This window comes from Enterobacter sp. RHBSTW-00593 (genome assembly GCF_013784105.1).
In the GTDB taxonomy this organism is placed as follows: Bacteria; Pseudomonadota; Gammaproteobacteria; order Enterobacterales; family Enterobacteriaceae; genus Enterobacter; species Enterobacter ludwigii.
Genome location: NZ_CP056393.1, coordinates 860217 through 882315, shown reverse-complemented (window position 1 = coordinate 882315; position 22099 = coordinate 860217). Strand labels below are relative to the sequence as shown.

General features: G+C 54.4%; 18 protein-coding genes, 4 tRNA genes and 2 rRNA genes. 5 read left to right on the top strand and 19 right to left on the bottom strand.

The genetic code is table 11. The features are described from left to right. Positions 1-74 precede the first annotated feature (74 nt). Positions 75-845, top strand: coding sequence for an amidohydrolase (locus HV242_RS04190; RefSeq protein ID WP_014168753.1), 771 nt, complete (start codon positions 75-77; stop codon positions 843-845). 41 nt (positions 846-886) lie between these two features. Here the strand turns inward: HV242_RS04190 and HV242_RS04185 are convergent, their stop codons facing one another. The 9 genes from HV242_RS04185 to dnaQ all read right to left on the bottom strand — a co-directional run bounded on the left by HV242_RS04185 (position 887) and on the right by dnaQ (position 9988). Continuing rightward, a complete protein-coding gene (locus tag HV242_RS04185; protein WP_047356237.1) occupies positions 887-2488 on the bottom strand; it encodes a gamma-glutamyltransferase family protein in 1602 nt (533 codons plus the stop codon). 9 nt (positions 2489-2497) lie between these two features. Next, a complete protein-coding gene (locus HV242_RS04180; RefSeq protein WP_047356238.1) occupies positions 2498-3373 on the bottom strand; it encodes an ABC transporter permease in 876 nt (291 codons plus the stop codon). Between the two features lie 2 nt (positions 3374-3375). Beyond that, positions 3376-4317 (bottom strand): ABC transporter permease, encoded by a 942-nt coding sequence (locus HV242_RS04175; RefSeq protein WP_020882795.1) that lies wholly within the window; start codon positions 4315-4317, stop codon positions 3376-3378. Positions 4318-4335: 18 nt separating this feature from the next. Further along, on the bottom strand, positions 4336-5850 hold the full coding sequence (locus HV242_RS04170; protein WP_020882796.1) for an ABC transporter substrate-binding protein: 1515 nt from the start codon (positions 5848-5850) through the stop codon (positions 4336-4338). 2 nt (positions 5851-5852) lie between these two features. After that, a complete protein-coding gene (locus tag HV242_RS04165) occupies positions 5853-6935 on the bottom strand; it encodes an ABC transporter ATP-binding protein (protein ID WP_047356239.1) in 1083 nt (360 codons plus the stop codon). After that, positions 6932-7945: an ABC transporter ATP-binding protein gene (locus HV242_RS04160; protein ID WP_025205120.1), complete on the bottom strand. Its 1014-nt coding sequence runs from the start codon at positions 7943-7945 to the stop codon at positions 6932-6934. Before HV242_RS04160 ends, HV242_RS04165 begins: the two co-directional genes overlap by 4 nt. Beyond that, the gene (locus HV242_RS04155) at positions 7942-8661 is read right to left on the bottom strand and encodes a FadR/GntR family transcriptional regulator (protein ID WP_063858383.1); all 720 of its coding nucleotides are present in this window, start codon (positions 8659-8661) and stop codon (positions 7942-7944) included. Before HV242_RS04155 ends, HV242_RS04160 begins: the two co-directional genes overlap by 4 nt. Before the next feature lie 386 nt (positions 8662-9047). Beyond that, positions 9048-9124 (bottom strand) — tRNA-Asp (locus HV242_RS04150). Positions 9125-9256: 132 nt separating this feature from the next. Further along, positions 9257-9988, bottom strand: coding sequence for a DNA polymerase III subunit epsilon (gene dnaQ / locus HV242_RS04145; protein WP_032677465.1), 732 nt, complete (start codon positions 9986-9988; stop codon positions 9257-9259). Positions 9989-10052: 64 nt separating this feature from the next. Here dnaQ and rnhA point away from each other — a divergent pair, with 64 nt between their 5' ends. Further along, positions 10053-10520: a ribonuclease HI gene (gene rnhA / locus HV242_RS04140; protein WP_014168741.1), complete on the top strand. Its 468-nt coding sequence runs from the start codon at positions 10053-10055 to the stop codon at positions 10518-10520. Here the strand turns inward: rnhA and HV242_RS04135 are convergent, their stop codons facing one another. Then, positions 10521-11237 (bottom strand): class I SAM-dependent methyltransferase, encoded by a 717-nt coding sequence (locus HV242_RS04135; RefSeq protein WP_020882800.1) that lies wholly within the window; start codon positions 11235-11237, stop codon positions 10521-10523. 32 nt (positions 11238-11269) lie between these two features. Between HV242_RS04135 and gloB the strand changes: the two genes are divergently transcribed. Both gloB and mltD read left to right on the top strand, forming a co-directional pair. Further along, positions 11270-12028: a hydroxyacylglutathione hydrolase gene (gene gloB / locus HV242_RS04130; protein WP_050737785.1), complete on the top strand. Its 759-nt coding sequence runs from the start codon at positions 11270-11272 to the stop codon at positions 12026-12028. Between the two features lie 68 nt (positions 12029-12096). Then, positions 12097-13461: a murein transglycosylase D gene (gene mltD / locus HV242_RS04125; protein WP_014168738.1), complete on the top strand. Its 1365-nt coding sequence runs from the start codon at positions 12097-12099 to the stop codon at positions 13459-13461. A gap of 52 nt (positions 13462-13513) precedes the next feature. On the opposite strand, the gene HV242_RS04120 is transcribed toward mltD, so the two are convergent. From HV242_RS04120 to HV242_RS04110, 3 genes are all read right to left on the bottom strand, one after another. Beyond that, positions 13514-14287: a class I SAM-dependent methyltransferase gene (locus tag HV242_RS04120; protein WP_047955072.1), complete on the bottom strand. Its 774-nt coding sequence runs from the start codon at positions 14285-14287 to the stop codon at positions 13514-13516. Between the two features lie 74 nt (positions 14288-14361). After that, positions 14362-15162 (bottom strand): endonuclease/exonuclease/phosphatase family protein, encoded by an 801-nt coding sequence (locus tag HV242_RS04115; protein ID WP_025205128.1) that lies wholly within the window; start codon positions 15160-15162, stop codon positions 14362-14364. A 136-nt stretch (positions 15163-15298) separates the two neighbouring features. After that, on the bottom strand, positions 15299-16474 hold the full coding sequence (locus tag HV242_RS04110; protein ID WP_041162436.1) for an MFS transporter: 1176 nt from the start codon (positions 16472-16474) through the stop codon (positions 15299-15301). Between the two features lie 104 nt (positions 16475-16578). On the opposite strand from HV242_RS04110, the gene yafC reads away from it, so the two are divergent. Further along, a complete protein-coding gene (gene yafC, locus HV242_RS04105) occupies positions 16579-17484 on the top strand; it encodes a DNA-binding transcriptional regulator YafC (protein ID WP_014168734.1) in 906 nt (301 codons plus the stop codon). A gap of 31 nt (positions 17485-17515) precedes the next feature. On the opposite strand, the gene dkgB is transcribed toward yafC, so the two are convergent. From dkgB to HV242_RS04075, 6 genes are all read right to left on the bottom strand, one after another. Continuing rightward, complete coding sequence (dkgB, locus tag HV242_RS04100) at positions 17516-18319, bottom strand: 2,5-didehydrogluconate reductase DkgB (protein ID WP_041162925.1); 804 nt, start codon at positions 18317-18319, stop codon at positions 17516-17518. A 162-nt stretch (positions 18320-18481) separates the two neighbouring features. Next, a tRNA-Asp gene (locus HV242_RS04095) sits at positions 18482-18558 on the bottom strand. A 55-nt stretch (positions 18559-18613) separates the two neighbouring features. Then, positions 18614-18729, bottom strand: a 5S ribosomal RNA gene (gene rrf / locus HV242_RS04090). A 63-nt stretch (positions 18730-18792) separates the two neighbouring features. Next, positions 18793-21698: ribosomal RNA gene (locus tag HV242_RS04085) — 23S ribosomal RNA — on the bottom strand. 180 nt (positions 21699-21878) lie between these two features. Then, positions 21879-21954: transfer RNA gene (locus HV242_RS04080), tRNA-Ala, on the bottom strand. 38 nt (positions 21955-21992) lie between these two features. Beyond that, a tRNA-Ile gene (locus HV242_RS04075) sits at positions 21993-22069 on the bottom strand. Positions 22070-22099 lie beyond the last annotated feature (30 nt).

Below are 22099 nucleotides of genomic sequence, written 5' to 3'. Positions count from 1 at the left end.
GGTTTTTTATTGCCACATTTTCTCTTTATGTCGTGCTACAGTGTCAAAAAGTGGTCGTTTGAGGAGTCTGAATTGTGCCTGGTCTGAAGATTTCGATTTTGCAGCAACCTTTAGTGTGGATGGACGGCCCTGCCAACCTGCGCCACTTTGATCGTCAACTGGAAGGCATTACCGGGCGTGATGTGATTGTCCTGCCGGAGATGTTCACTACCGGCTTCGCCATGGAAGCGGCGCAACAGTCAATGCCACAGCAAGAGGTGGTCGCCTGGATGCACGCCAAAGCGCAGCAAACCAATGCGCTGATTGCCGGCAGTGCTGCGCTGCAAACCGAACGCGGGCCGGTCAACCGCTTCCTGCTGGTCGAGCCGGAAGGGAAAGTACATTTCTATGATAAACGCCACCTGTTCCGCATGGCAGATGAACATCATCACTATGAAGCGGGTGATGCGCGCGTGGTGTTCGAATGGCGCGGCTGGCGTATTCTGCCGCTGGTTTGCTACGACCTGCGCTTCCCGGTGTGGTCACGCAACCGCAACGATTACGACCTGGCGCTGTATGTCGCCAACTGGCCTGCCCCGCGCTCCCTGCACTGGCAGTCGCTGCTGGTCGCACGCGCCATTGAAAACCAGGCGTATGTGGTCGGCTGTAACCGCGTGGGGACCGATGGCAACGGGCATCATTATCGGGGGGATAGCCGGGTGGTGAACCCGCAGGGTGAAATTATTGCCACCGCCGAGCCGCATCAGGCAACGCGCATTGATGCTGAGTTGTCACTGACGGCCCTGAAGGAATATCGCGAGAAGTTTCCTGCCTGGCAGGATGCGGATCCCTTTAGCATTGGATAACGGTTTCCCCTCCCTCTCACAGGAAGAGGGAGGGGACATCATTAACTCACCAGCGCCTGCCCGTCTTTGCGGCTCTCTGTCGCCGCCACATAGTGCCCTTCCGGCATACGATAAATCACCTGCGCGCCGCCGAAGTTATAATCCTGGAGCGGATCTTCCACCACGATCTGGTGCCCGCGCTCACGCAGTGCGGCGATAGTATTGCGATCGAACGTCGATTCGACGATCACTTCCCTGCCCTGCACCACGCGCCAGCGAGGCGCATCAATTGCCGCCTGTGGGTTTTGCCCGTGCAGCATGATGCGCAGCGCCATCTGCATATGCCCCTGCGCCTGCATTGGCCCGCCCATGACGCCAAAGGACATCAGCGGTTTGCCGTTGCCGTCCATCGCAAAGCCCGGAATGATGGTGTGGAACGGACGCTTACTGCCCGCCAGCGCATTCGGATGGTTTGGATCCAGCACAAAGCCACAGCCGCGGTTTTGCAGACTGATCCCGGTCTCCGGCACCACAATCCCGGATCCAAAGCCCATATAGTTGGACTGAATAAAGGAGATCATCATACCGCTTGAATCTGCAGCGCTCAGGTAGACCGTGCCGCTCTGCGTCGGCGAACCGTAGACGAAATCGGAGGCGTTATCGGGGTCGATAAGCGCCGCGCGCGACGCCAGATAACGATCGCTCAGCAACGCCTGGGCCGCAAACTCCATGTGTTCTTCATCAGCGACGTAGCGATCGAGATCCGCCAGCGCCAGTTTCATCGCTTCAATAGACAGATGAAGCGACTGCACGGAATCCGGATGATGTTTTTCAATTCCACACTGCTCCAGAATACCGAGCGCAATCAGCGTGGCGATGCCCTGCCCGTTTGGCGGCAGCTCCTGCACCGAACCACCGGCAAAATCACGCGACAGCAGTTCTACCCAGTCCACACGATGATTGGCCAAATCCTCTGCCGTCAGGTGCGCGCCATGTTCTTTCGCGAAAGCGGCAATTTTCTGCGCCAGCTCGCCGCGGTAAAACGCTTCACCGTTGGTTCTGGCAATCAGCTCCAGTGAATGAGCCTGCGCCGGGTTACGGAAGATCTCGCCAACCCTGGGAGCACGCCCTACCGGTGCAAAGCAGGCGCTAAAGCCTGGCTGATCTTTGAGCTTGTTATAACCCCGCTGCCAGAGATGGCCAATCAACGGGGAGACCGGAAAACCGTTACGCGCATACTCGATGGCCGGTTGCGCCAGCGTAGTGAGCGGCAGCGTGCCAAAACGTTCTGCCAGCGCCACCCAGCCCGAAACCGCACCCGGCACGGTGACGGCGTCCCAGCCAATTTCTGGCACCGCGGTTTTACCGGCAAACAGATCCGCGTGCCAGCTGGCAGGCGAGCGGCCTGAGGCGTTCAGGCCGTGGAGTTTTTCACCATCCCAGACGATGGCAAAGGCATCGCTGCCAATACCGTTGCCGGTGGGTTCAACCACCGTCAATGCCATGGCGGTTGCAACCGCCGCATCAACCGCGTTCCCGCCGAGCTGCAGCATTTTCATTCCCGCCTGGGCCGCCAGCGGCTGAGATGTCGCCACGGCGTTGTGGCCCATCATCGGCGGGCGTCGTGAATCGTAACCGGAAGTGAAATCAAGCGCTTTGGTCATCATGACTCCTTAGTCATGGCGCGGATCGAGCGCATCGCGCAGCCCGTCGCCGAGTAAATTAAAGCCCTGCACGGCAAGAAAAATCGCCACACCGGGGAATACAGACATCCATGGAGCCTGCTCAAGGAAACCTTTCGCGGTATTAAGCATTGAGCCCCATGACGGGTTCGGCGGCTGCTGGCCTAACCCCAGAAACGACAGGCTGGCTTCAGCAATGATTGCCGAGGCAATGGCCAGCGTGGCCTGCACCAGAATCGGAGACATCACATTGGGCAGCACATACTTAATGATGATCCAGCGATCCGGCAGGCCAATCGCCCTTGCGCCGTCGATATACTCTTCGTTGCGAATGGCGATCACCTGGCCGCGCGTCAGGCGGGCGAAGATCGGCATTGCGGAGAGGCCAATGGCGATCATGGCGTTGGTCAGGCTTGGACCCAGGAACGCCCCGAGCGCGATCGCCATGATCAGGAACGGGCAGGCCAGCAGCGCTTCAATAAAACGCGAGATCACGCCGTCCCACATCTTCTGGAAGTAACCCGCCACCAGCCCCAGCGGAACGCCAATGACCACGGCGATCACCACCGACATACAGCCAGCCATCAACGACGTTCTCGCCCCCCAGATAATGCGGGACAAAATATCGCGGCCCAGTTCATCGGTCCCAAACCAGTACATCGCCGAAGGCGCTTTACGCACCGCCAGGAAATTGGCTTTCACCGGATCAAAAGGCGCGATCCACGGCGCCAGCAGTGCCACCAGCACAAAAAAGCCCACCACTACGGCACCCATCACCGCGCTTTTATTGGCGAGAAATTTCTTCAGCACCCGGTTCTGCGCACGGGTCTGAACCGCGGCAATGGTTTGAGTTGTCAGTTCCGCCATGCTTAACCTCGCATTTTCGGGTTGATAAGAACGTAAAGCACGTCGGCCAGCAGGTTCAGCAGCAGGAAACCGATCGCCACGATAAGCACCACCCCCTGCACCACCGCATAGTCACGGTTAAAGACCGAATCGACGATCATCTTGCCGAACCCTGGAATGGTGAAGACCTGTTCGGTCAGTACCGCGCCCCCCAGCAGTTCGCCGAACAGCAGCGTGGTCAGGGTGATCACCGGAACCAGCGCATTGCGAAACGCATGCTTTAAAATCACCGCCTTTGGCAACAGCCCTTTAGCCCGTGCGGTGCGGATGTAATCGGCCTTCATTACCGCGATCATGGAGGCGCGGGTATGGCGCATCAGCGTGGCCGCCAGCCCCGTTCCCAGTACCGAGGCAGGCAACAACAGCGTACGCAGGTTCTGGATCGGATCTTCACTAAACGGCACGAACCCCGACGCTGGCAGCCATTGCAGATTGACCGAGAAGACCAGAATCAACAGGATCCCGAGCCAGAAATGCGGTATCGAGATCCCCGAGATCGCCACAAAGTTGGCACCGTGATCGACCCAGCTGTTTTTGTTGACCGCCGCGAGGATCCCCATGCTGATGCCAAACACCAGCGCGATGATCATCGCCAGCAGCGATAGCTCCAGCGTCACCGGCAGTTTGCTGGCAATGAGCTGGGTGACCGGCTCGTGAGTGCGTAAGGAGACACCAAGATCGCCCTGCAGCGCGCGCGTCAGCCAGTTGAAGTACTGCACAGGGATGGGCGCATCGAGATTGAGCTCAGCACGCAGCTGGGCGATCACCGCCGGATCGCGCTCCTCCCCGGCCATAGCGATCAGCGGATCGCCGGGCAGCAGTTTTTGCAGGCCAAACACCATCATGCTCACCAGCAGTAAGGTCGGGATGGCCAGCAGCAGACGTTTGCAAATCAGTTCCAGCATGGGTTCTCCTCAGGCCAGTTATTTCGCCAGCGTCAGACCAGCCAGACGCACAATGCCGTCCGGATACGGTTTAAAGCCCTGCACGCTCTTGTTCAAACCAAAAATACGCGGTTCAAAATAGAGGTAGGCAATGGGCATATCCGTCTGCAGCTGTTTCACCACCTTGTCGTACAGCGGCTGACGGACGGCTTTGTCGTTGCTCAGGCGCGCCTGCGTCAGCCATTCATCCACCTGCGCGTTACTGTAGCGACCGTCGTTAAGGGTGCCTTTGCTGTTAATGAAGCCGTAGATGCTGCCATCCGGATCCGGACGACCCGACCAGCCAGAGAAGCTCAGCTGATAATCACCGCTTTGCTGGCGGTCGAGCAGCGTGGCGAACTCGGTCATTTGCAGGTTCAGGTTAAAGCCAGCCTCTGCGACCATCGCCTGCAGTACCTGACCGACCTGCTGTGAAGTTGGGTTGTTGGGCACCAGCAGATTGACGTTCAGCGGCGTAGTGACGCCAGCCGCTTTCAACAGCGCTTTGGCTTTGTCGACATCGCGTGGTGGCACCGGCAGGTTAACGTGATAGGGACTTACGGTAGAAAACGCCTGGTTTGCCGGGGTGTACAGCCCCTCGAAGACCACCTGATTTAACGCATCGCGATCGATTGCCTGTGAAAATGCCTCACGCACGCGGGCATCCTTAAACGGATCGTTCGCCGGGACCTTTCCGTTATTGATATTGAAGGTAATGCCCTGATAACCCAGACCGGTCACCTTCGCCAGCGCCAGTTTGCTGTCGGCTTCGACGGTTTTAACGTCGCTTGCGGCAATGCCTTCCGTCAGATCAAGATCCCCTGCACGCAGGTTAGCCAGACGCACGGAAGCATCCGGGATCGGCAGATAAATAATTTTGTCGAAGTGATAAGCGCCTTTGTTCCAGTAGTTGTCAAAACGCGTCAAAACGATACGGTCCTGCGAGACGCGGCTGTCGAACTTATAGGGGCCAGAGCAGACCGGATGGGCGGCAAAGTCAGGCTTTTTCGCGGCGTCGGGTGCCATCATCGCCCCGGCGCGATCGGTAAGCTGCATCAGCAATGCGGCATCAGGTGTTTTCAGATGCAGGGCAATCTGCATCGGGCCTGTCACCTCAACGGACTCAACGGACGAGATTTCACTTTTACGCAGCGAACCTTTTAACGTCAGCGCGCGGTCGAGGTTGTATTTTGCCGCGGCGGCGTCAAATTTTTCACCGTCATGGAAGGTCACACCTTCACGCAGATCCATGGTCAGCGTTTTGCCGTCGTCACTCCAGGCCCACGATTTCGCCAGCCCGGGAACCACTTTCAGATGCTCATCCACGTCCACCAGCCGGTCGCACAGAGACGCAAAGACGAAACGGCCATAATAGGTGCGCGCAAGATGCGGATCGAGCATGTCCGGATCCGCACCCAGACCAATCCGCAGTACGCTTTCAGAATGGGCGGGCAGCGCCGCGCCAAGCAACATAACACTTCCCAGTACGGTCAAAAGAGAATTACGCATTGTCATTATCATGAGTTCCTTGAAGGAAGGGAGGAGTGAGTGGCCGCGTGTTCAAACAGCGCGCGGCGGCGCAGAAAGGCTGCGGATGGCGGTGCTATCTGGATAACACTGCGATCGCGGTTAATCTCCTGCCAGCGGTGGCAGGCAATCTGGCGTCCCCCGTCCAGCACCTGATTGATCGGCTCGACCTGGCGACATTCATCCGTGGCATACAGACAACGGGTATGGAAACGGCAGCCTGACGGTGGGCTGGCCGGGTTCGGTAAATCCCCCTGCAGCAGAGGTGCCACACGCGGCGTGCCTGGCTGCATCTGGGGGGCGGAGGCGATTAACGCCTGCGTATAGGGGTGTAGCGGGGCATCAAAGATTTCGTCGACGGTCGCAAGCTCAACAATTTGCCCGAGATACATCACCGCCACGCGGTCACTCATATGGCGAATAACCGCCAGGCCATGGGCAACAATCACCATTGTCAGCCCCAGCTGGTGCTTCAGATTTTCCAGCAGGTTGACCACCTGCGCCTGAACCGAGACATCCAGCGCGGAGACCGGCTCGTCCCCCAGCAACAGCTTTGGCCCGGAGGCCAGCGCACGCGCAATACCGATTCGCTGACGCTGCCCTCCGGAAAATTCGTGCGGATAACGTTGCGCCCAGGCCGCTGGCAGCCCTACGGTGTTAAGCAGCTCCGCCACCCGATATTGCCTGTCGGCTTTCTTCATCGACTGGTGTAGCCACAGCGGCTCACCGACGATCTGCTCGACCGTCATGCGCGGGTTTAACGATGCGAAAGGATCCTGAAAGATGATCTGCAGCTCCCGCCGCAGCTGGTTCAGACGCGCTCCCGAGGCGTGAGTGATCTCTTCACCCTGATAAAATACGCGTCCTTCGCTGGCCGCCAGCAGCCGCAAAAGAAGACGGCCCAGCGTCGATTTTCCGGATCCGGACTCGCCCACAATCGCCAGCGTTTCACCAGGCATGACGGAGAGAGAAACCCGATCGACCGCGGTGACAAAACGTGCTGGGGTAAACAGTTTTTTAGGGCCGGGAAAAAGCTTGCTCAGGTCCCGGGCTTCAAGAATGGGCGTCGTCATGCAATTTCTCCCAGCGCAATATGTTGTTCCAGCGGCACGCGGAAGCAGGCCACCTGATGGTCGGTCTCCATCGCCGTCAGCGACGGCTTTTCGTCATGACACCGCGCTTGCGCGAAGGGGCAGCGGGTAGCGAACCGGCACCCTTTGGGCATGGATTCCGGCAGCGGAACGGCACCGGGAATAGTGGAAAGCGCGCCTTTACGTGCGCCGAGGGACGGTATCGAGCCCATCAGCCCAATGGTGTACGGGTGTTGCGGGTCGGCAAAAATGGCCTCCACGCTCCCCTGCTCTACCACCTGTCCGGCATACATTACCGCCACCTGCTGCGCGACTTCCGCCACCACGCCCAGATCGTGGGTGATCATTAACACCGCCGTACCGGTCTCTTCTTTGAGGGTATTAAGCAGCGCGAGGATCTGCGCCTGAATGGTCACATCCAGCGCGGTTGTCGGCTCGTCGGCAATCAGCAAACGTGGATGGTTAATCAGCGCCATCGCAATCATCACGCGCTGACGCATCCCCCCGGAAAGCTGGTGCGGATACGCTTTCAGGCGCATTTCTGCTGCCGGGATCTGCACCTTCTCCAGAATCTGCAGCGCAACCTTCATCGCCTCTGCACGAGAAAGTTTCTGATGGCGCATCACCGCTTCACTGAGCTGGTCTCCCAGCGTGAAGGCAGGGTTGAGCGAGGTCATCGGCTCCTGGAAAATCATTGCCAGTTCGCTGCCGCGAAGATCGGCATATTCCCGCGGTGAAAGCTTTCGTAAGTCGTGACGACGGAACTGCATCTCGCCGCTGACGATCTGTGCGCTGGCGGGCAGTAAGCCCATCAGCGCTAATGAGGTGATACTTTTCCCGCAGCCGGATTCCCCCACCAGCGCCAGCGTTTCTCCCGCGTTGACCGTCAGTGAAATACCATCAAGCACGCTCACCGGAGAGCCGGCGAACGTTACGTTAAGATTTTGCAGCCGCAGTACAGGCGTGGGGTCCTTAAACGGGATCGTCGTCATAGCGTGAAGTCGTCCTCAAGGTGAATAGCCTGAATCAGGGCTGACTGCAGGCTAAGCAGGTGTTCGCGCATGGCGGCCGCTGCTTCATTAGGCTGGCGATGGATAATCGCAGACATGATTTTTTGATGGTGGTCGTTGTAGTGATCAACCCGCTCGGGTGTACGGGCTAATTCGCGCAAATGCTGCCAGCCCGGTTCACGTCTGACGGCATCAATGGCATCAAACAGGCCAAGCATCAGGCGATTACCGGCAGCCTCGGCAATGGCGCGGTGAAATGCGCTATCCCAGAGTTCGTTGAGATCGCGGTCGTCCGGGCTGACCTTATCAATGCGTTCCAGCATGCGCTGCATAAGCGCGAGGTTTTCCCTGGTGGCACGCAGTGCCGCAAGCCGGGCTAAGCCGGGTTCGAGCTGTAGACGAGCTTCCATGACTTCCAGAAGGTTGGTTTGCTGAAGCAATCCCTGAAGGGCCAGAGGTTCAACAGGTGCAGACGGGCCTATAAAGGTCCCTTTGCCCTGTTTACGCCAGATCCGCCCCTCCTCTTCCAGCACATCCAGCGCACGACGTACTTCACGTCGTCCTACGCCGAGAGTCTCCGACAGCTCACGTTCAGTGGGCAGCGGAGTGCCTGGTGTTGACTCATGCTGGTTGATCAGTCCGCGCAGCTGCTCAAGCGCGGTGCTGGAATTGGCCAGAAACCGTGACGATTTTTCCATATTGGTTCGCTCGCTATCATCATTACTTTATTTTTATTAACGATAAGTTATTGATATGACGTGCTACTTACCGTGCTAATGATTAAGCAATAAACGAACCAATAAAGCATTGGTTCGTGAACTTTCTGAAGGGATGGAGATAAGCGAATGATTTTCTGTGTATTATTTTTTACAAAATTACACATCTGCTCCGCTGCCAAAAAGACAATCGGTGGCAAAACGCACAAATACGGTGCAAATTGTGCACTATCTTTGATCAAATGTTAATTAATTGCACCACAGATATTAACTTTTTGTTAATAAAGACAGGGGGGCGGATAAAGAAGATTTGCAGACGCAGAAACGACGAAGGCCTGAATCATTTCTGATTCAGGCCTTCTGAATAGTGGCGGAACGGACGGGACTCGAACCCGCGACCCCCTGCGTGACAGGCAGGTATTCTAACCGACTGAACTACCGCTCCACTGTTCCCGCTGGGGGAACGAGGCGCATATTACGGTTTGCCTCCGGACTCGTCAACGCTTTTTCTCACGTTTTGAATCGTTTGCTGCAAAATTCACCCAAACGATGATTTTACAGGCATTCTGGCCCTTTTTCAGGCCCGCCACATGCAGCTTCCGCCTTTCTTCTGCACTAAATCAAGACGGGATTCATGGTTAAGTAACTCTTCATCACTGGCTAAAACCACCCGCAAACGACTGGCCTGGCGAACAACACGTTGAATCCCCGCTTCCCCCTGCGTCTGCTGGGATTCATTTTCCATGCTGAATTTCATGGACGTCTGACCACCGGTCATCGCCAGGTAGACATCCGCCAGGATCTGGGCATCGAGCAATGCGCCGTGCAACGTTCGCTTGGTGTTATCTATTTCATAGCGAGAACAGAGCGCATCCAGGCTGTTACGCTTGCCAGGAAACATTTTCCTCGCCAGCGCCAGGCTATCGGTCACCTTACAGAACGTGTTCGTTTTCGGAATATCACGATGGAGCTTACTGAACTCATAGTCCATAAAGCCGATATCGAACGACGCGTTGTGAATGATAAGCTCGGCGCCTTTGATATATTCCAGAAACTCGTCTGCCACTTCCGCAAAGGTCGGTTTATCCAGCAAGAACTCATCGGCGATACCGTGCACGCCGAACGCTTCTGGGTCCACCAGCCGGTCGGGTTTGAGGTAGACATGGAAGTTGTTCCCCGTAAGACGACGGTTCACCACTTCAACGGCACCGATCTCGATGATCTTGTGCCCTTCGTAGTGCGCGCCGATCTGGTTCATACCGGTGGTTTCGGTATCGAGGACAATCTGGCGAGTAATTGCAGTGCTCATAGCGGTCATTTATGTCAGACTTATCGTTTAACTGAACGTTTCAAATACAGGAAGTCTACCAGAGATGCGTAAACAGGTAGAAATTTTCACCGATGGATCTTGCCTTGGCAACCCAGGGCCTGGCGGTTATGGCGCGATTATGCGCTATCGCGAGCATGAAAAAACTTTTAGCGAAGGCTATTTTCTGACCACCAACAACCGCATGGAGTTGATGGCCGCCATTGTGGCGCTGGAAGCGCTAAAAGAACACTGCGATGTGGTGTTGAGCACTGACAGCCAGTACGTACGCCAGGGGATCACCCAGTGGATCCACAACTGGAAAAAACGCGGCTGGAAGACGGCAGATAAAAAGCCGGTCAAAAACGTCGATCTCTGGAAACGTCTTGATGCTGCGCTGGGCCAGCACGAGATTAAATGGGAATGGGTTAAAGGTCACGCAGGCCACCCCGAAAACGAACGTTGTGACGAACTGGCACGGGCAGCGGCATCAAACCCCGCCCATGAAGACACAGGCTATCAGCCCGAATCCTGATCAGGGTTTTCTGTACTGCCGCGTGGCGCCCACGGTCTGGCGAATGGGCGATTTTGATTTACTCTGCTTCATCGGATTAAGCGTAAGGGGGATGGTCCGCTTACGCGCGACAATAAACTGCATGCAGCCTAATGCCGGCAGATGGGTGCTCAGAACAACGCCCCCCTGCCGCGCCCAGGGAAGTACCTGAAAACCGCCCGAGCAGAGCACCTCAAAATTCAGCAGTGAAAGCCAGTCAAGCTGGCGCATCATCGTGAACATCCTGCTGTTATACGGCGGTGTCCGGCGAAGCACCGGAACCAGCTTGCGCAGCCCCATCAGACTCAGCGGATTGAACCCGCTGAGTATCAGCCAGCCATCATCAATCAGGACGCGATCGGCCTCGCGCAGCAGGCGATGAGGATCGCTGCACCAGGGCAACGTGTGTGCCAGCAGGCAGGCATCAACGGACTTTTCCGCAAACGGCAGATGCAAAGGATCCGCTTTCACCTGAACCGGTGATGCGCCAAGAGAGACATTAACCTGATGTGAGATAGCGCAGCTTTCGGTATTGATTTCCGCGCTGAGATTGCCAATCTTAAGCAAGTGAAAACCATACATTTTCGCGAGCCAGGGTTTAAGCTGCTGTTCCAGGTTCTCGCGATAGTATTCACCCCAGGGCAATTCGGCCCAACGTTCAGGTGCCGGGACAATCTGAGGTATCCTTGCCGGTTTCATCAACACACCCACCACGCTATAAGAGGTAATTTATGAATCTTATCAGTATTCCCGCCTTTCAGGACAATTACATCTGGGTTTTAGTCGATGACGAGCGTCGTTGCGTCATTGTCGATCCTGGAGAATCGGCTCCTGTATCAGACGCGATAAAAGAGAACGGCTGGCAACCAGAGGCCATCCTTCTGACCCATCATCATAACGATCACACCGGCGGCGTTGCTGACCTTCGTGCCCAATTCCCGCATCTGGTGGTTTACGGACCGGCAGAGACACAAGATAAGGGAACAACTCAGGTAGTCGAAGAAGGTGAAAATATCCTCATACGCGAGTGGGAGTTTTCTGTATTTGCCACACCAGGTCACACTTTGGGACATCTTTGTTACTACAGTAAACCTTATCTTTTTTGCGGCGACACGCTGTTCTCCGGAGGCTGCGGAAGGCTTTTTGAGGGCACCACAGCCCAGATGTACCAGTCATTACAGAAGATTAGCGCATTACCTGACGATACCCTTATTTGTTGCGCACATGAGTATACATTAGGAAATATGAAGTTTGCGGCGAGCATCTTGCCAGACGATCGGGCGATTCAAGATTATTATCACAAAGTGAAGGAGTTACGTGCAAAAAACCAAAAAACACTCCCCGTAATTCTGAAAAATGAGCGTAAAACTAATTTATTTTTACGAACAGATGATATTGATTTAATTGATGAAATTAACAAAGAAACAAATTTGTCACAACCAGAACAACGATTTGCATGGTTAAGGTCAAAGAAAGATAACTTCAGATAATTGCGGGTTGCCTTTTCAAAATTTCGCCGTTATCATCGCTCGTCTTTTAAGCAACTATTGACACACACATGAAGGCAAAAGCGATATTACTCGCCTCTGTCCTGCTTGTAGGTTGCCAGTCGCAGAACGGCAGCAACGTACAACAGCACGCACAGAGCCTTTCTGCAGCTGGTCAAGGGGAAGCAGGGAAGTTTACAAGTTCAGCGCGATGGATGGACGATGGGACGTCTTTCGCACAGGATGAAGACTTGTGGACCTCTATTGGCGACGAGCTAAAGATGGGAATTCCGGAAAACAACCGGATTCGCGAACAGAAGCAAAAGTATTTAAGAAATAAGAGCTATCTCCACGATGTAACTTTACGGGCAGAGCCGTATATGTACTGGATAGCCGGGCAAGTTAAGAAACGTAACATGCCGATGGAGCTGGTACTCCTACCCATAGTGGAGAGCGCTTTTGACCCACACGCGACGTCTGGCGCCAATGCCGCAGGCATTTGGCAGATCATTCCGAGCACCGGGCGAAACTATGGTTTGAAACAGACCCGCAACTATGATGCGCGTCGTGATGTTGTCGCTTCAACGACAGCCGCTCTCGACATGATGGAACGTCTTAATAAGATGTTCGACGGCGACTGGCTGTTAACGGTCGCAGCGTATAACAGTGGCGAAGGTCGTGTACTGAAGGCAATGAAAGCGAATAAAGCACGGGGTAAATCCACCGATTTTTGGTCGCTCTCACTGCCACAGGAAACGAAGATTTACGTACCGAAAATGCTGGCATTGAGCGATATTCTCAAGAACAGCAAGCGTTACGGTGTACAACTGCCAACACCAGACGAAAGTCGTGCACTGGCGCGCGTTCGCCTCAGCAATCCGGTTGATATTCAACAGGTTGCTGATATGACGGGTATGTCGGTAAGTAAACTGAAAACCTTTAATGCTGGCGTTAAAGGCTCAACGCTGGGGGCCAGTGGTCCGCAGTATGTAATGGTTCCGCAGAAACATGCTGAGCAGTTACGTGAGTCTTTAGCATCGGGTGAAATTGCCGCTGTTCAGTCAACACTGATCGCGGATGCATCATCCGTGAACAGCCGCAGCTATAAGGTTCGGTCAGGTGATACGCTTTCGGGCATTGCCTCACGTCTTGGCGTGACGGCAAACGACTTGCAGCAGTGGAATAATCTGCGCAGCTCAGGCCTGAAAGTGGGTCAGACTCTGACGGTGGGTGCAGGTAACAGTGCACAGCGTCTCGCCAGCAACAGCGATAGCATTACCTATCGTGTGCGTAAAGGTGATTCACTGTCCAGTATCGCAAAACGACACGGCGTAAATATCAAGGATGTGATGCGCTGGAACAATGATACTGACAATCTGAAACCAGGCGACCAGCTAACGTTGTTTGTGAAAAACAGCGCCACGCCAGACTCCTGATGACACGACCTAACGATAAAAAGGCACCGATTCCCCTCGGTGCCTTTTTTCTTTACGCTGCTTTTTGCGCTTCAGCCATGATGGTATCGCTGGTAAATGATCCATCATCCTGCAATTCAAAGTACGCCTTCACTTCCGCTGACGCACTATCCTGATACAACCGAATGGCCTGGCTTAACGCTTCCGGCGTGCGCATACGGGCAATCCACGAGCTGAACTCCAGCGGCAAGCGGTCCGTTATCAATGCACGTGTGATCAGCCCCGCTTCAGTAATCAGCGCTAACCACTCCCCGCTGGAGTAGTTTTGCACATGCGAGGTGTCGCGCAGCGCTTCAACCGTCTGCAGCCAGATATTACGCACCGGATGTCCCGGCGACATCACATCCATAATGATAAAGACCCCGCCCGGCTTCAGAACGCGTTTAACTTCACGTAATGCCTGGCCGACATCATGCCAGTGATGGGCAGAATAACGGCTGATAACAACTTCAAATGAGGCATCTTCAAAGGGTAAGGATTCGGCATAGCCCTGACGCGTCGTGATGTTGTTCAGCCCTTTGGCTTTTGCGGCCTCTGCAACCACCTCCAGCATCTGACTGGATAAATCATAGGCCGTGACCTGCGCCACCTGTTGTGCTGCCGTGAAGCTGGCATGCCCGGCACCACAGCCTAAGTCCAGGACGTGCGCGTGCGGCACTGCCGCCAGGCGTTCACCGAGACGGACCAGATCACGGCCAGACGCGTGCACGGCACTGCTCAGATAAGCATTTGCCTGGGAGCCAAACTGTTTTTCTACGTTGTCATGATGGGAGTGTGTTGTTGTCATCGTACTGTCCTTTTGTTGTTAAAAATAAAGGGCAGCACCCGAATGGCCTGCCCCACGGCAGACCTGACATACCATTATTTATCAGGTTTGCCGGGACTGAATTCAACGAGTAGAGGATTGTGATCGGAGGCACGCGTCACCAGAACAGAGGCGTCGTGAACGTTCAGACCACGATAGAAGACAAAATCGAGAGGACGGCCAAACGCTTTCTTGCGCTGGTCATCGCTAAAACGAACTTCACGCAGCGACATTTCGCGTGCAAAGCGATACAGCGCATTCATGCGCGGACGGCTCCAGGCATTAAAATCCCCGGCCATAATGATGGGCCCGCTGTGATGGGCGATCTGGTCACCGATCGGAAGTAACTGCTTACTATACACATCCACGCCCAGGCTGAAGTTGACCGCGTGGATATTCACAACCATCAGCATGCGCGTGTCCGGCAGCGGGTAGACCGTTACCAGCGCCGATTTCGCCAGACGCAGAATCGGCTCGCGCTCGCGCAGCGGGCAGCAATAGACCGGATGAGCCGAAGAGAGGGTCATCACGCCAGAAGGATGTTGCGGCAAGACAAACGCGGGAACCTGGTCAGCAGCAAGGTAGTGAGTCGTAGCAAACCTTACCAGCTCGGGGGTGGTTTGCGCCTCCTGCAACAGCACCAGATGGGCGTCTTTCCCAAAATTCTTGAGTACCGATAACCACTCAGCGCGCTGTTGTTTAAAGATGTTCCACACCAGCACCCGGATTTTTTCATCGCTGCTTAAGGGTGTCCCGGCAGGTAATGCCTGACTTATGCTCGCAAACGACCCCGGAGGCAAGATCCTCTCCGCGGGCATTCCGGCAACATAACGCATGGCATAGGTATTTTTTCGCACTTTTGGAAACGGCCTCTGTAACATGAACCAGCCCGGAAAACGGACTGGTTCTAATGTTATAGGGACTTTAGGTTACACTTTCAACGCAATTTCAGATAAACCGCTTTCCAGTTTTGTAAGCAAGCACTTACTGATGTTATCCCAGCACTACACGAGCGGGTTTATCAAGGCGCCCACTCAGACTAATCAGCAGGAAAGCGACCAGAACAATCACCGCACCAATCCATGGCGTTTGGGTTAATCCGAAATGTTCAACGGTTTGCCCACCAATGATGGAACCCAGCGCAATCCCAATATTGAACGCGGCAATATTCAGGCCCGATGCGACATCTACCGCGTTGGGTGTATAAAGTTCGGCTTTTTGTACCACGTAAACCTGCAGGCCTGGCACGTTACCAAAGGCGAAGATCCCCATCACCAGTACCGTTATCAGCGCGGCGTATTGCATCGATGCCGTGAACTGGAAAATCATCAGCAGAACAACCAGTGCTACGAAGATAAACTTCAGGGCCGGCACTGCACCATGTTTGTCCGCAAGCTTCCCTCCCCAGATATTACCGATGGCGACGGAGATACCATACCCCAGCAAAATCCAGCTCACTGCACTGGGTGAGAAGCCTGCCAGGTCCTGCATCATCGGAGCCAGGAAGGTGAAAGCCGTGAATACCCCCCCATAACCGAGCGCTGTGACGGCGTAGATGATCAGCAAACGCGGATGCGTGAGTACCTTCAGCTGATCGCTCAGGCTGGCACTCGCACGTCCTGCAATAGTCGACGGTACCAACAGCAGGCTGGCAACCAGGGCAATCACCCCCAGTAAAGAGACGGCAAGGAAGGTTTCGCGCCAGCCAAAGTGCTGCCCGATAAACGTTCCTAACGGTACACCGGTGACAAGAGCTACAGTCAGACCACCGAACATAATCGCGATGGCGGATGCTGCTTTCTCTTTTGGTACCAGGCTGGTTGCAATAGTTGAACCAATGGAGAAGAACACACCGTGAGCAAGACCGGTCAGCAACCGGGCAATCACCAGCGTGGCGTAGTCCGGCGCCTGCCAGGCCAGAATATTGCCAGCGGTGAATAACACCATCAACGCAATCAACAGCGGCTTACGCGGGAAACGTCCCGTCAACGCGGTCAGGACGGGGGCGCCGATGGCAACCCCGAGCGCATAGATAGAAACCAACAGGCCGGCAGAAGGCAGCGAGATTGAAAGCTGGTTAGCTATCGTAGGCACCAGTCCTACGATAACAAATTCGGTCGTGCCAATTGCAAAGGCACTGATCGTCAGGGCAAGTAGCGCCAGTGGCATAAATAACTCCATATCATCAGGATTAAGATGACAGGCAGTATGCGCCAGTGCTTAAATAACAAAAATAGTCAAAATATCAATAGAATTTTGCAGGTGGTGCAACAATGAAAGCAACGTCGGAAGAGCTGACAATTTTTGTCGCCGTCGTCGAAAGCGGCAGTTTTAGCCGTGCGGCCGAGCAGTTGGGGCAGGCTAATTCAGCCATCAGCCGCTCGGTGAAAAAACTGGAGATGAAGCTCGGCGTCAGTCTTCTCAACCGAACGACGCGTCAGCTAAGCCTGACGGAGGAAGGCGAGCGTTATTTCCGCCGTGTGCAGTCCGTCCTGCAGGAGATGGCGGCGGCAGAAACAGAGATTATGGAAACCCGTAGTACGCCGCGCGGATTGCTGCGCATTGATGCGGCAACACCGGTTGTTCTTCATTTTCTGATGCCGCTGATCAAGCCTTTCCGCGAACGCTATCCGGAGATGACGCTCTCGTTAGTTTCCTCAGAGACGTTTATCAATCTCATTGAGCGAAAAGTGGATGTGGCGATCCGGGCCGGCACCCTGACCGACTCGAGCTTGCGGGCCCGCCCTCTTTTTGCCAGCTACCGCAAGATAGTCGCGTCACCGCAATACATCGCAGAGCATGGCAAACCAGAGACGGTTGAAGAACTGAAGCAGCACCTGTGCCTGGGCTTCACGGAGCCCGTATCGCTGAACACCTGGCCTGTGGCCTGTCATGATGGTCAACTGCATGAAATCACCAGTGGGTTATCGTCCAACAGTGGAGAAACGCTGAAGCAGCTTTGCCTCGAAGGGAATGGGATCGCCTGTTTGTCGGACTATATGATTGATAAAGAAATTGCACGCGGTGAGCTTGTAGAGCTGATGGCAGATAAACGTCTGCCTGTGGAGATGCCTTTTAGTGCAGTTTATTACAGTGACAGAGCGGTAAGTACGCGCATACGCGCCTTTATCGATTTCCTGAGCGAACATATAAAAACAGCTCCCGGGGGAGCTGTGTGAGGGTTTCAGGTTACAGAGGAAAGGGTCAATATTAATCCCAGTCAGGTGCCAGACCTTCAGGGCTGACCAGACGATCGTTGCATTCCAGGGCAGCGATCGCTTTTTTGTCTTCGGCGTCCAGCTGGAGATCCCTCGCTAACAGGTTGCTGGCCAGGTTTTCACGTCGGGTTGAAGAGGGGATCACGGCGTAACCTTCACCCATCGCCCATGCCAGAATCACCTGTGCAGCCGTTGCGCTATGTTTCTCTGCGATACGATTAATCACGTCATCTTTCAGTGCTTTACCGTAGGCCAGGGTCATATATGAGGTGATGTGGATGCCGTGCTGTTTTGCCCAGTCCACGACTTTGCGGTTTTGCAGGTAGGGAGAGAGTTCAATCTGATTGGTTGCAATGTTTTCTGCCCCCACGGCGGCAATGGCTTTTTCCATCAGCGGGATGGTGAAATTAGAAATACCTATTTCACGCGTTAAGCCCTGCTCTTTCGCTTCAAGCAATGCCTGCATGAATTCCTCGACTGACACGGCATCGTTCGGTGATGGCCAGTGGATCAACGTCAGATCCACATAGTCGGTACGCAGTTTTTCCAGGCTCTCTTTCAGGCTGGGGATCAATTTGTCTTTGCTGAGGTTTTCAGTCCAGATTTTGGTGGTGATGAAAAGCTCGCTGCGCGCTACGCCGCTCTCTTCGATAGCCTGACCAACGGCAGCTTCGTTATCATAAATCTGCGCCGTATCAATTGCGCGATAGCCAAGCTCAAGTGCAGTTTTAACAGATGCGATAACAACGTCGTCTTTCAGGCGGAAAGTGCCCAGACCCAGTGCAGGGATAGTCATGTAATCCTCGTTATTCATAATGATTGTTAACTGAGGAGGATTATCGCTGCTGCCGTTATGTAGAAAAAGAGCGTTTAACGCAGAGGATTTTTGCTGATTTGGCAATAATGATACGACAGATATGAAAAAAGCCCTGAGCGTTAACTCAGGGCTTTTAATAAGTGGCGGAACGGACGGGACTCGAACCCGCGACCCCCTGCGTGACAGGCAGGTATTCTAACCGACTGAACTACCGCTCCACCGAAGACTGCTGTAACCACCGGATTTATGCACCGGCTTACTACGTAATTTGATGCCTGGCAGTTCCCTACTCTCGCATGGGGAGACCCCACACTACCATCGGCGCTACGGCGTTTCACTTCTGAGTTCGGCATGGGGTCAGGTGGGACCACCGCGCTAAAGCCGCCAGGCAAATTCTGTAATCTGTATCAGCTGAAAATCGTCTCTCACCGCCAAAACATCTTCGGCGTTGTAAGGTTAAGCCTCACGGTTCATTAGTATCGGTTAGCTCAACGCATCGCTGCGCTTACACACCCGACCTATCAACGTCGTAGTCTTCAACGTTCCTTCAGGAGACTTAAAGTCTCAGGGAGAACTCATCTCGGGGCAAGTTTCGTGCTTAGATGCTTTCAGCACTTATCTCTTCCGCATTTAGCTACCGGGCAGTGCCATTGGCATGACAACCCGAACACCAGTGATGCGTCCACTCCGGTCCTCTCGTACTAGGAGCAGCCCCCCTCAATTCTCCAGCGCCCACGGCAGATAGGGACCGAACTGTCTCACGACGTTCTAAACCCAGCTCGCGTACCACTTTAAATGGCGAACAGCCATACCCTTGGGACCTACTTCAGCCCCAGGATGTGATGAGCCGACATCGAGGTGCCAAACACCGCCGTCGATATGAACTCTTGGGCGGTATCAGCCTGTTATCCCCGGAGTACCTTTTATCCGTTGAGCGATGGCCCTTCCATTCAGAACCACCGGATCACTATGACCTGCTTTCGCACCTGCTCGAGCCGTCACTCTCGCAGTCAAGCTAGCTTATGCCATTGCACTAACCTCCTGATGTCCGACCAGGATTAGCTAACCTTCGTGCTCCTCCGTTACTCTTTGGGAGGAGACCGCCCCAGTCAAACTACCCACCAGACACTGTCCGCAACCCGGATCACGGGTCTACGTTAGAACACCAGCCATTAAAGGGTGGTATTTCAAGGTTGGCTCCACGCAGACTGGCGTCCACGCTTCAAAGCCTCCCACCTATCCTACACATCAAGGACCAGTGTTCAGTGTCAAGCTATAGTAAAGGTTCACGGGGTCTTTCCGTCTTGCCGCGGGTACACTGCATCTTCACAGCGAGTTCAATTTCACTGAGTCTCGGGTGGAGACAGCCTGGCCATCATTACGCCATTCGTGCAGGTCGGAACTTACCCGACAAGGAATTTCGCTACCTTAGGACCGTTATAGTTACGGCCGCCGTTTACCGGGGCTTCGATCAAGAGCTTCGCGTTGCCGCTAACCCCATCAATTAACCTTCCGGCACCGGGCAGGCGTCACACCGTATACGTCCACTTTCGTGTTTGCACAGTGCTGTGTTTTTAATAAACAGTTGCAGCCAGCTGGTATCTTCGACTGATTTCAGCTCCACCCGCAGGGGCTTCACCTACATATCAGCGTGCCTTCTCCCGAAGTTACGGCACCATTTTGCCTAGTTCCTTCACCCGAGTTCTCTCAAGCGCCTTGGTATTCTCTACCTGACCACCTGTGTCGGTTTGGGGTACGATTTGATGTTACCTGATGCTTAGAGGCTTTTCCTGGAAGCAGGGCATTTGTTACTTCAGCACCGTAGTGCCTCGTCATCACACCTCAGCGTTAACAAGGAACCGGATTTACCTGGAACCTCCGCCTACATGCTTAAACCGGGACAACCGTCGCCCGGCTAACATAGCCTTCTCCGTCCCCCCTTCGCAGTAACACCAAGTACAGGAATATTAACCTGTTTCCCATCGACTACGCCTTTCGGCCTCGCCTTAGGGGTCGACTCACCCTGCCCCGATTAACGTTGGACAGGAACCCTTGGTCTTCCGGCGAGCGGGCTTTTCACCCGCTTTATCGTTACTTATGTCAGCATTCGCACTTCTGATACCTCCAGCACCCCTCACAGGACACCTTCAACGGCTTACAGAACGCTCCCCTACCCAACAACACATAGTGTCGCTGCCGCAGCTTCGGTGCATGGTTTAGCCCCGTTACATCTTCCGCGCAGGCCGACTCGACCAGTGAGCTATTACGCTTTCTTTAAATGATGGCTGCTTCTAAGCCAACATCCTGGCTGTCTGTGCCTTCCCACATCGTTTCCCACTTAACCATGACTTTGGGACCTTAGCTGGCGGTCTGGGTTGTTTCCCTCTTCACGACGGACGTTAGCACCCGCCGTGTGTCTCCCGTGATAACATTCTTCGGTATTCGTAGTTTGCATCGGGTTGGTAAGCCGGGATGGCCCCCTAGCCGAAACAGTGCTCTACCCCCGAAGATGAATTCACGAGGCGCTACCTAAATAGCTTTCGGGGAGAACCAGCTATCTCCCGGTTTGATTGGCCTTTCACCCCCAGCCACAAGTCATCCGCTAATTTTTCAACATTAGTCGGTTCGGTCCTCCAGTTAGTGTTACCCAACCTTCAACCTGCCCATGGCTAGATCACCGGGTTTCGGGTCTATACCCTGCAACTTAACGCCCAGTTAAGACTCGGTTTCCCTTCGGCTCCCCTATACGGTTAACCTTGCTACAGAATATAAGTCGCTGACCCATTATACAAAAGGTACGCAGTCACCCCATAAAAGAGGCTCCCACTGCTTGTACGTACACGGTTTCAGGTTCTTTTTCACTCCCCTCGCCGGGGTTCTTTTCGCCTTTCCCTCACGGTACTGGTTCACTATCGGTCAGTCAGGAGTATTTAGCCTTGGAGGATGGTCCCCCCATATTCAGACAGGATACCACGTGTCCCGCCCTACTCTTCGAGTTCACAGCCTGTGTGCTTTCGTGTACGGGACTGTCACCCTGTACCGTGCGACTTTCCAGACGCTTCCACTAACACACAAGCTGATTCAGACTCTGGGCTGCTCCCCGTTCGCTCGCCGCTACTGGGGGAATCTCGGTTGATTTCTTTTCCTCGGGGTACTTAGATGTTTCAGTTCCCCCGGTTCGCCTCGTTAACCTATGTATTCAGTTAACGATAGTGTGACGAATCACACTGGGTTTCCCCATTCGGACATCGCCGGGTCAAAGGTTCATATCACCTCGCCGGCGCTTTTCGCAGATTAGCACGTCCTTCATCGCCTCTGACTGCCAGGGCATCCACCGTGTACGCTTAGTCGCTTAACCTCACAACCCGAAGATGTTTCTTTCGATTCACCATCGACTTGCGAAAATTTGAGAGACTCGAACACACATAACATGTGTGTCGTTTCAATTTTCAGCTTGATCCAGATTTTTAAAGAGCAAAACTTCGCAGTGCACCTTTTCAGGTTCACTCTGAAGTTTTCTTGTTTTCGCAGTAAAAGATGGTGGAGCTATGCGGGATCGAACCGCAGACCTCCTGCGTGCAAAGCAGGCGCTCTCCCAGCTGAGCTATAGCCCCATCGTATGACCAACCTCTTCAAATCTGCATGACAGATTTGGTAGGCCTGAGTGGACTTGAACCACCGACCTCACCCTTATCAGGGGTGCGCTCTAACCACCTGAGCTACAAGCCTGTAGAGGTTTTTTACTGCTGTTTTTCATCA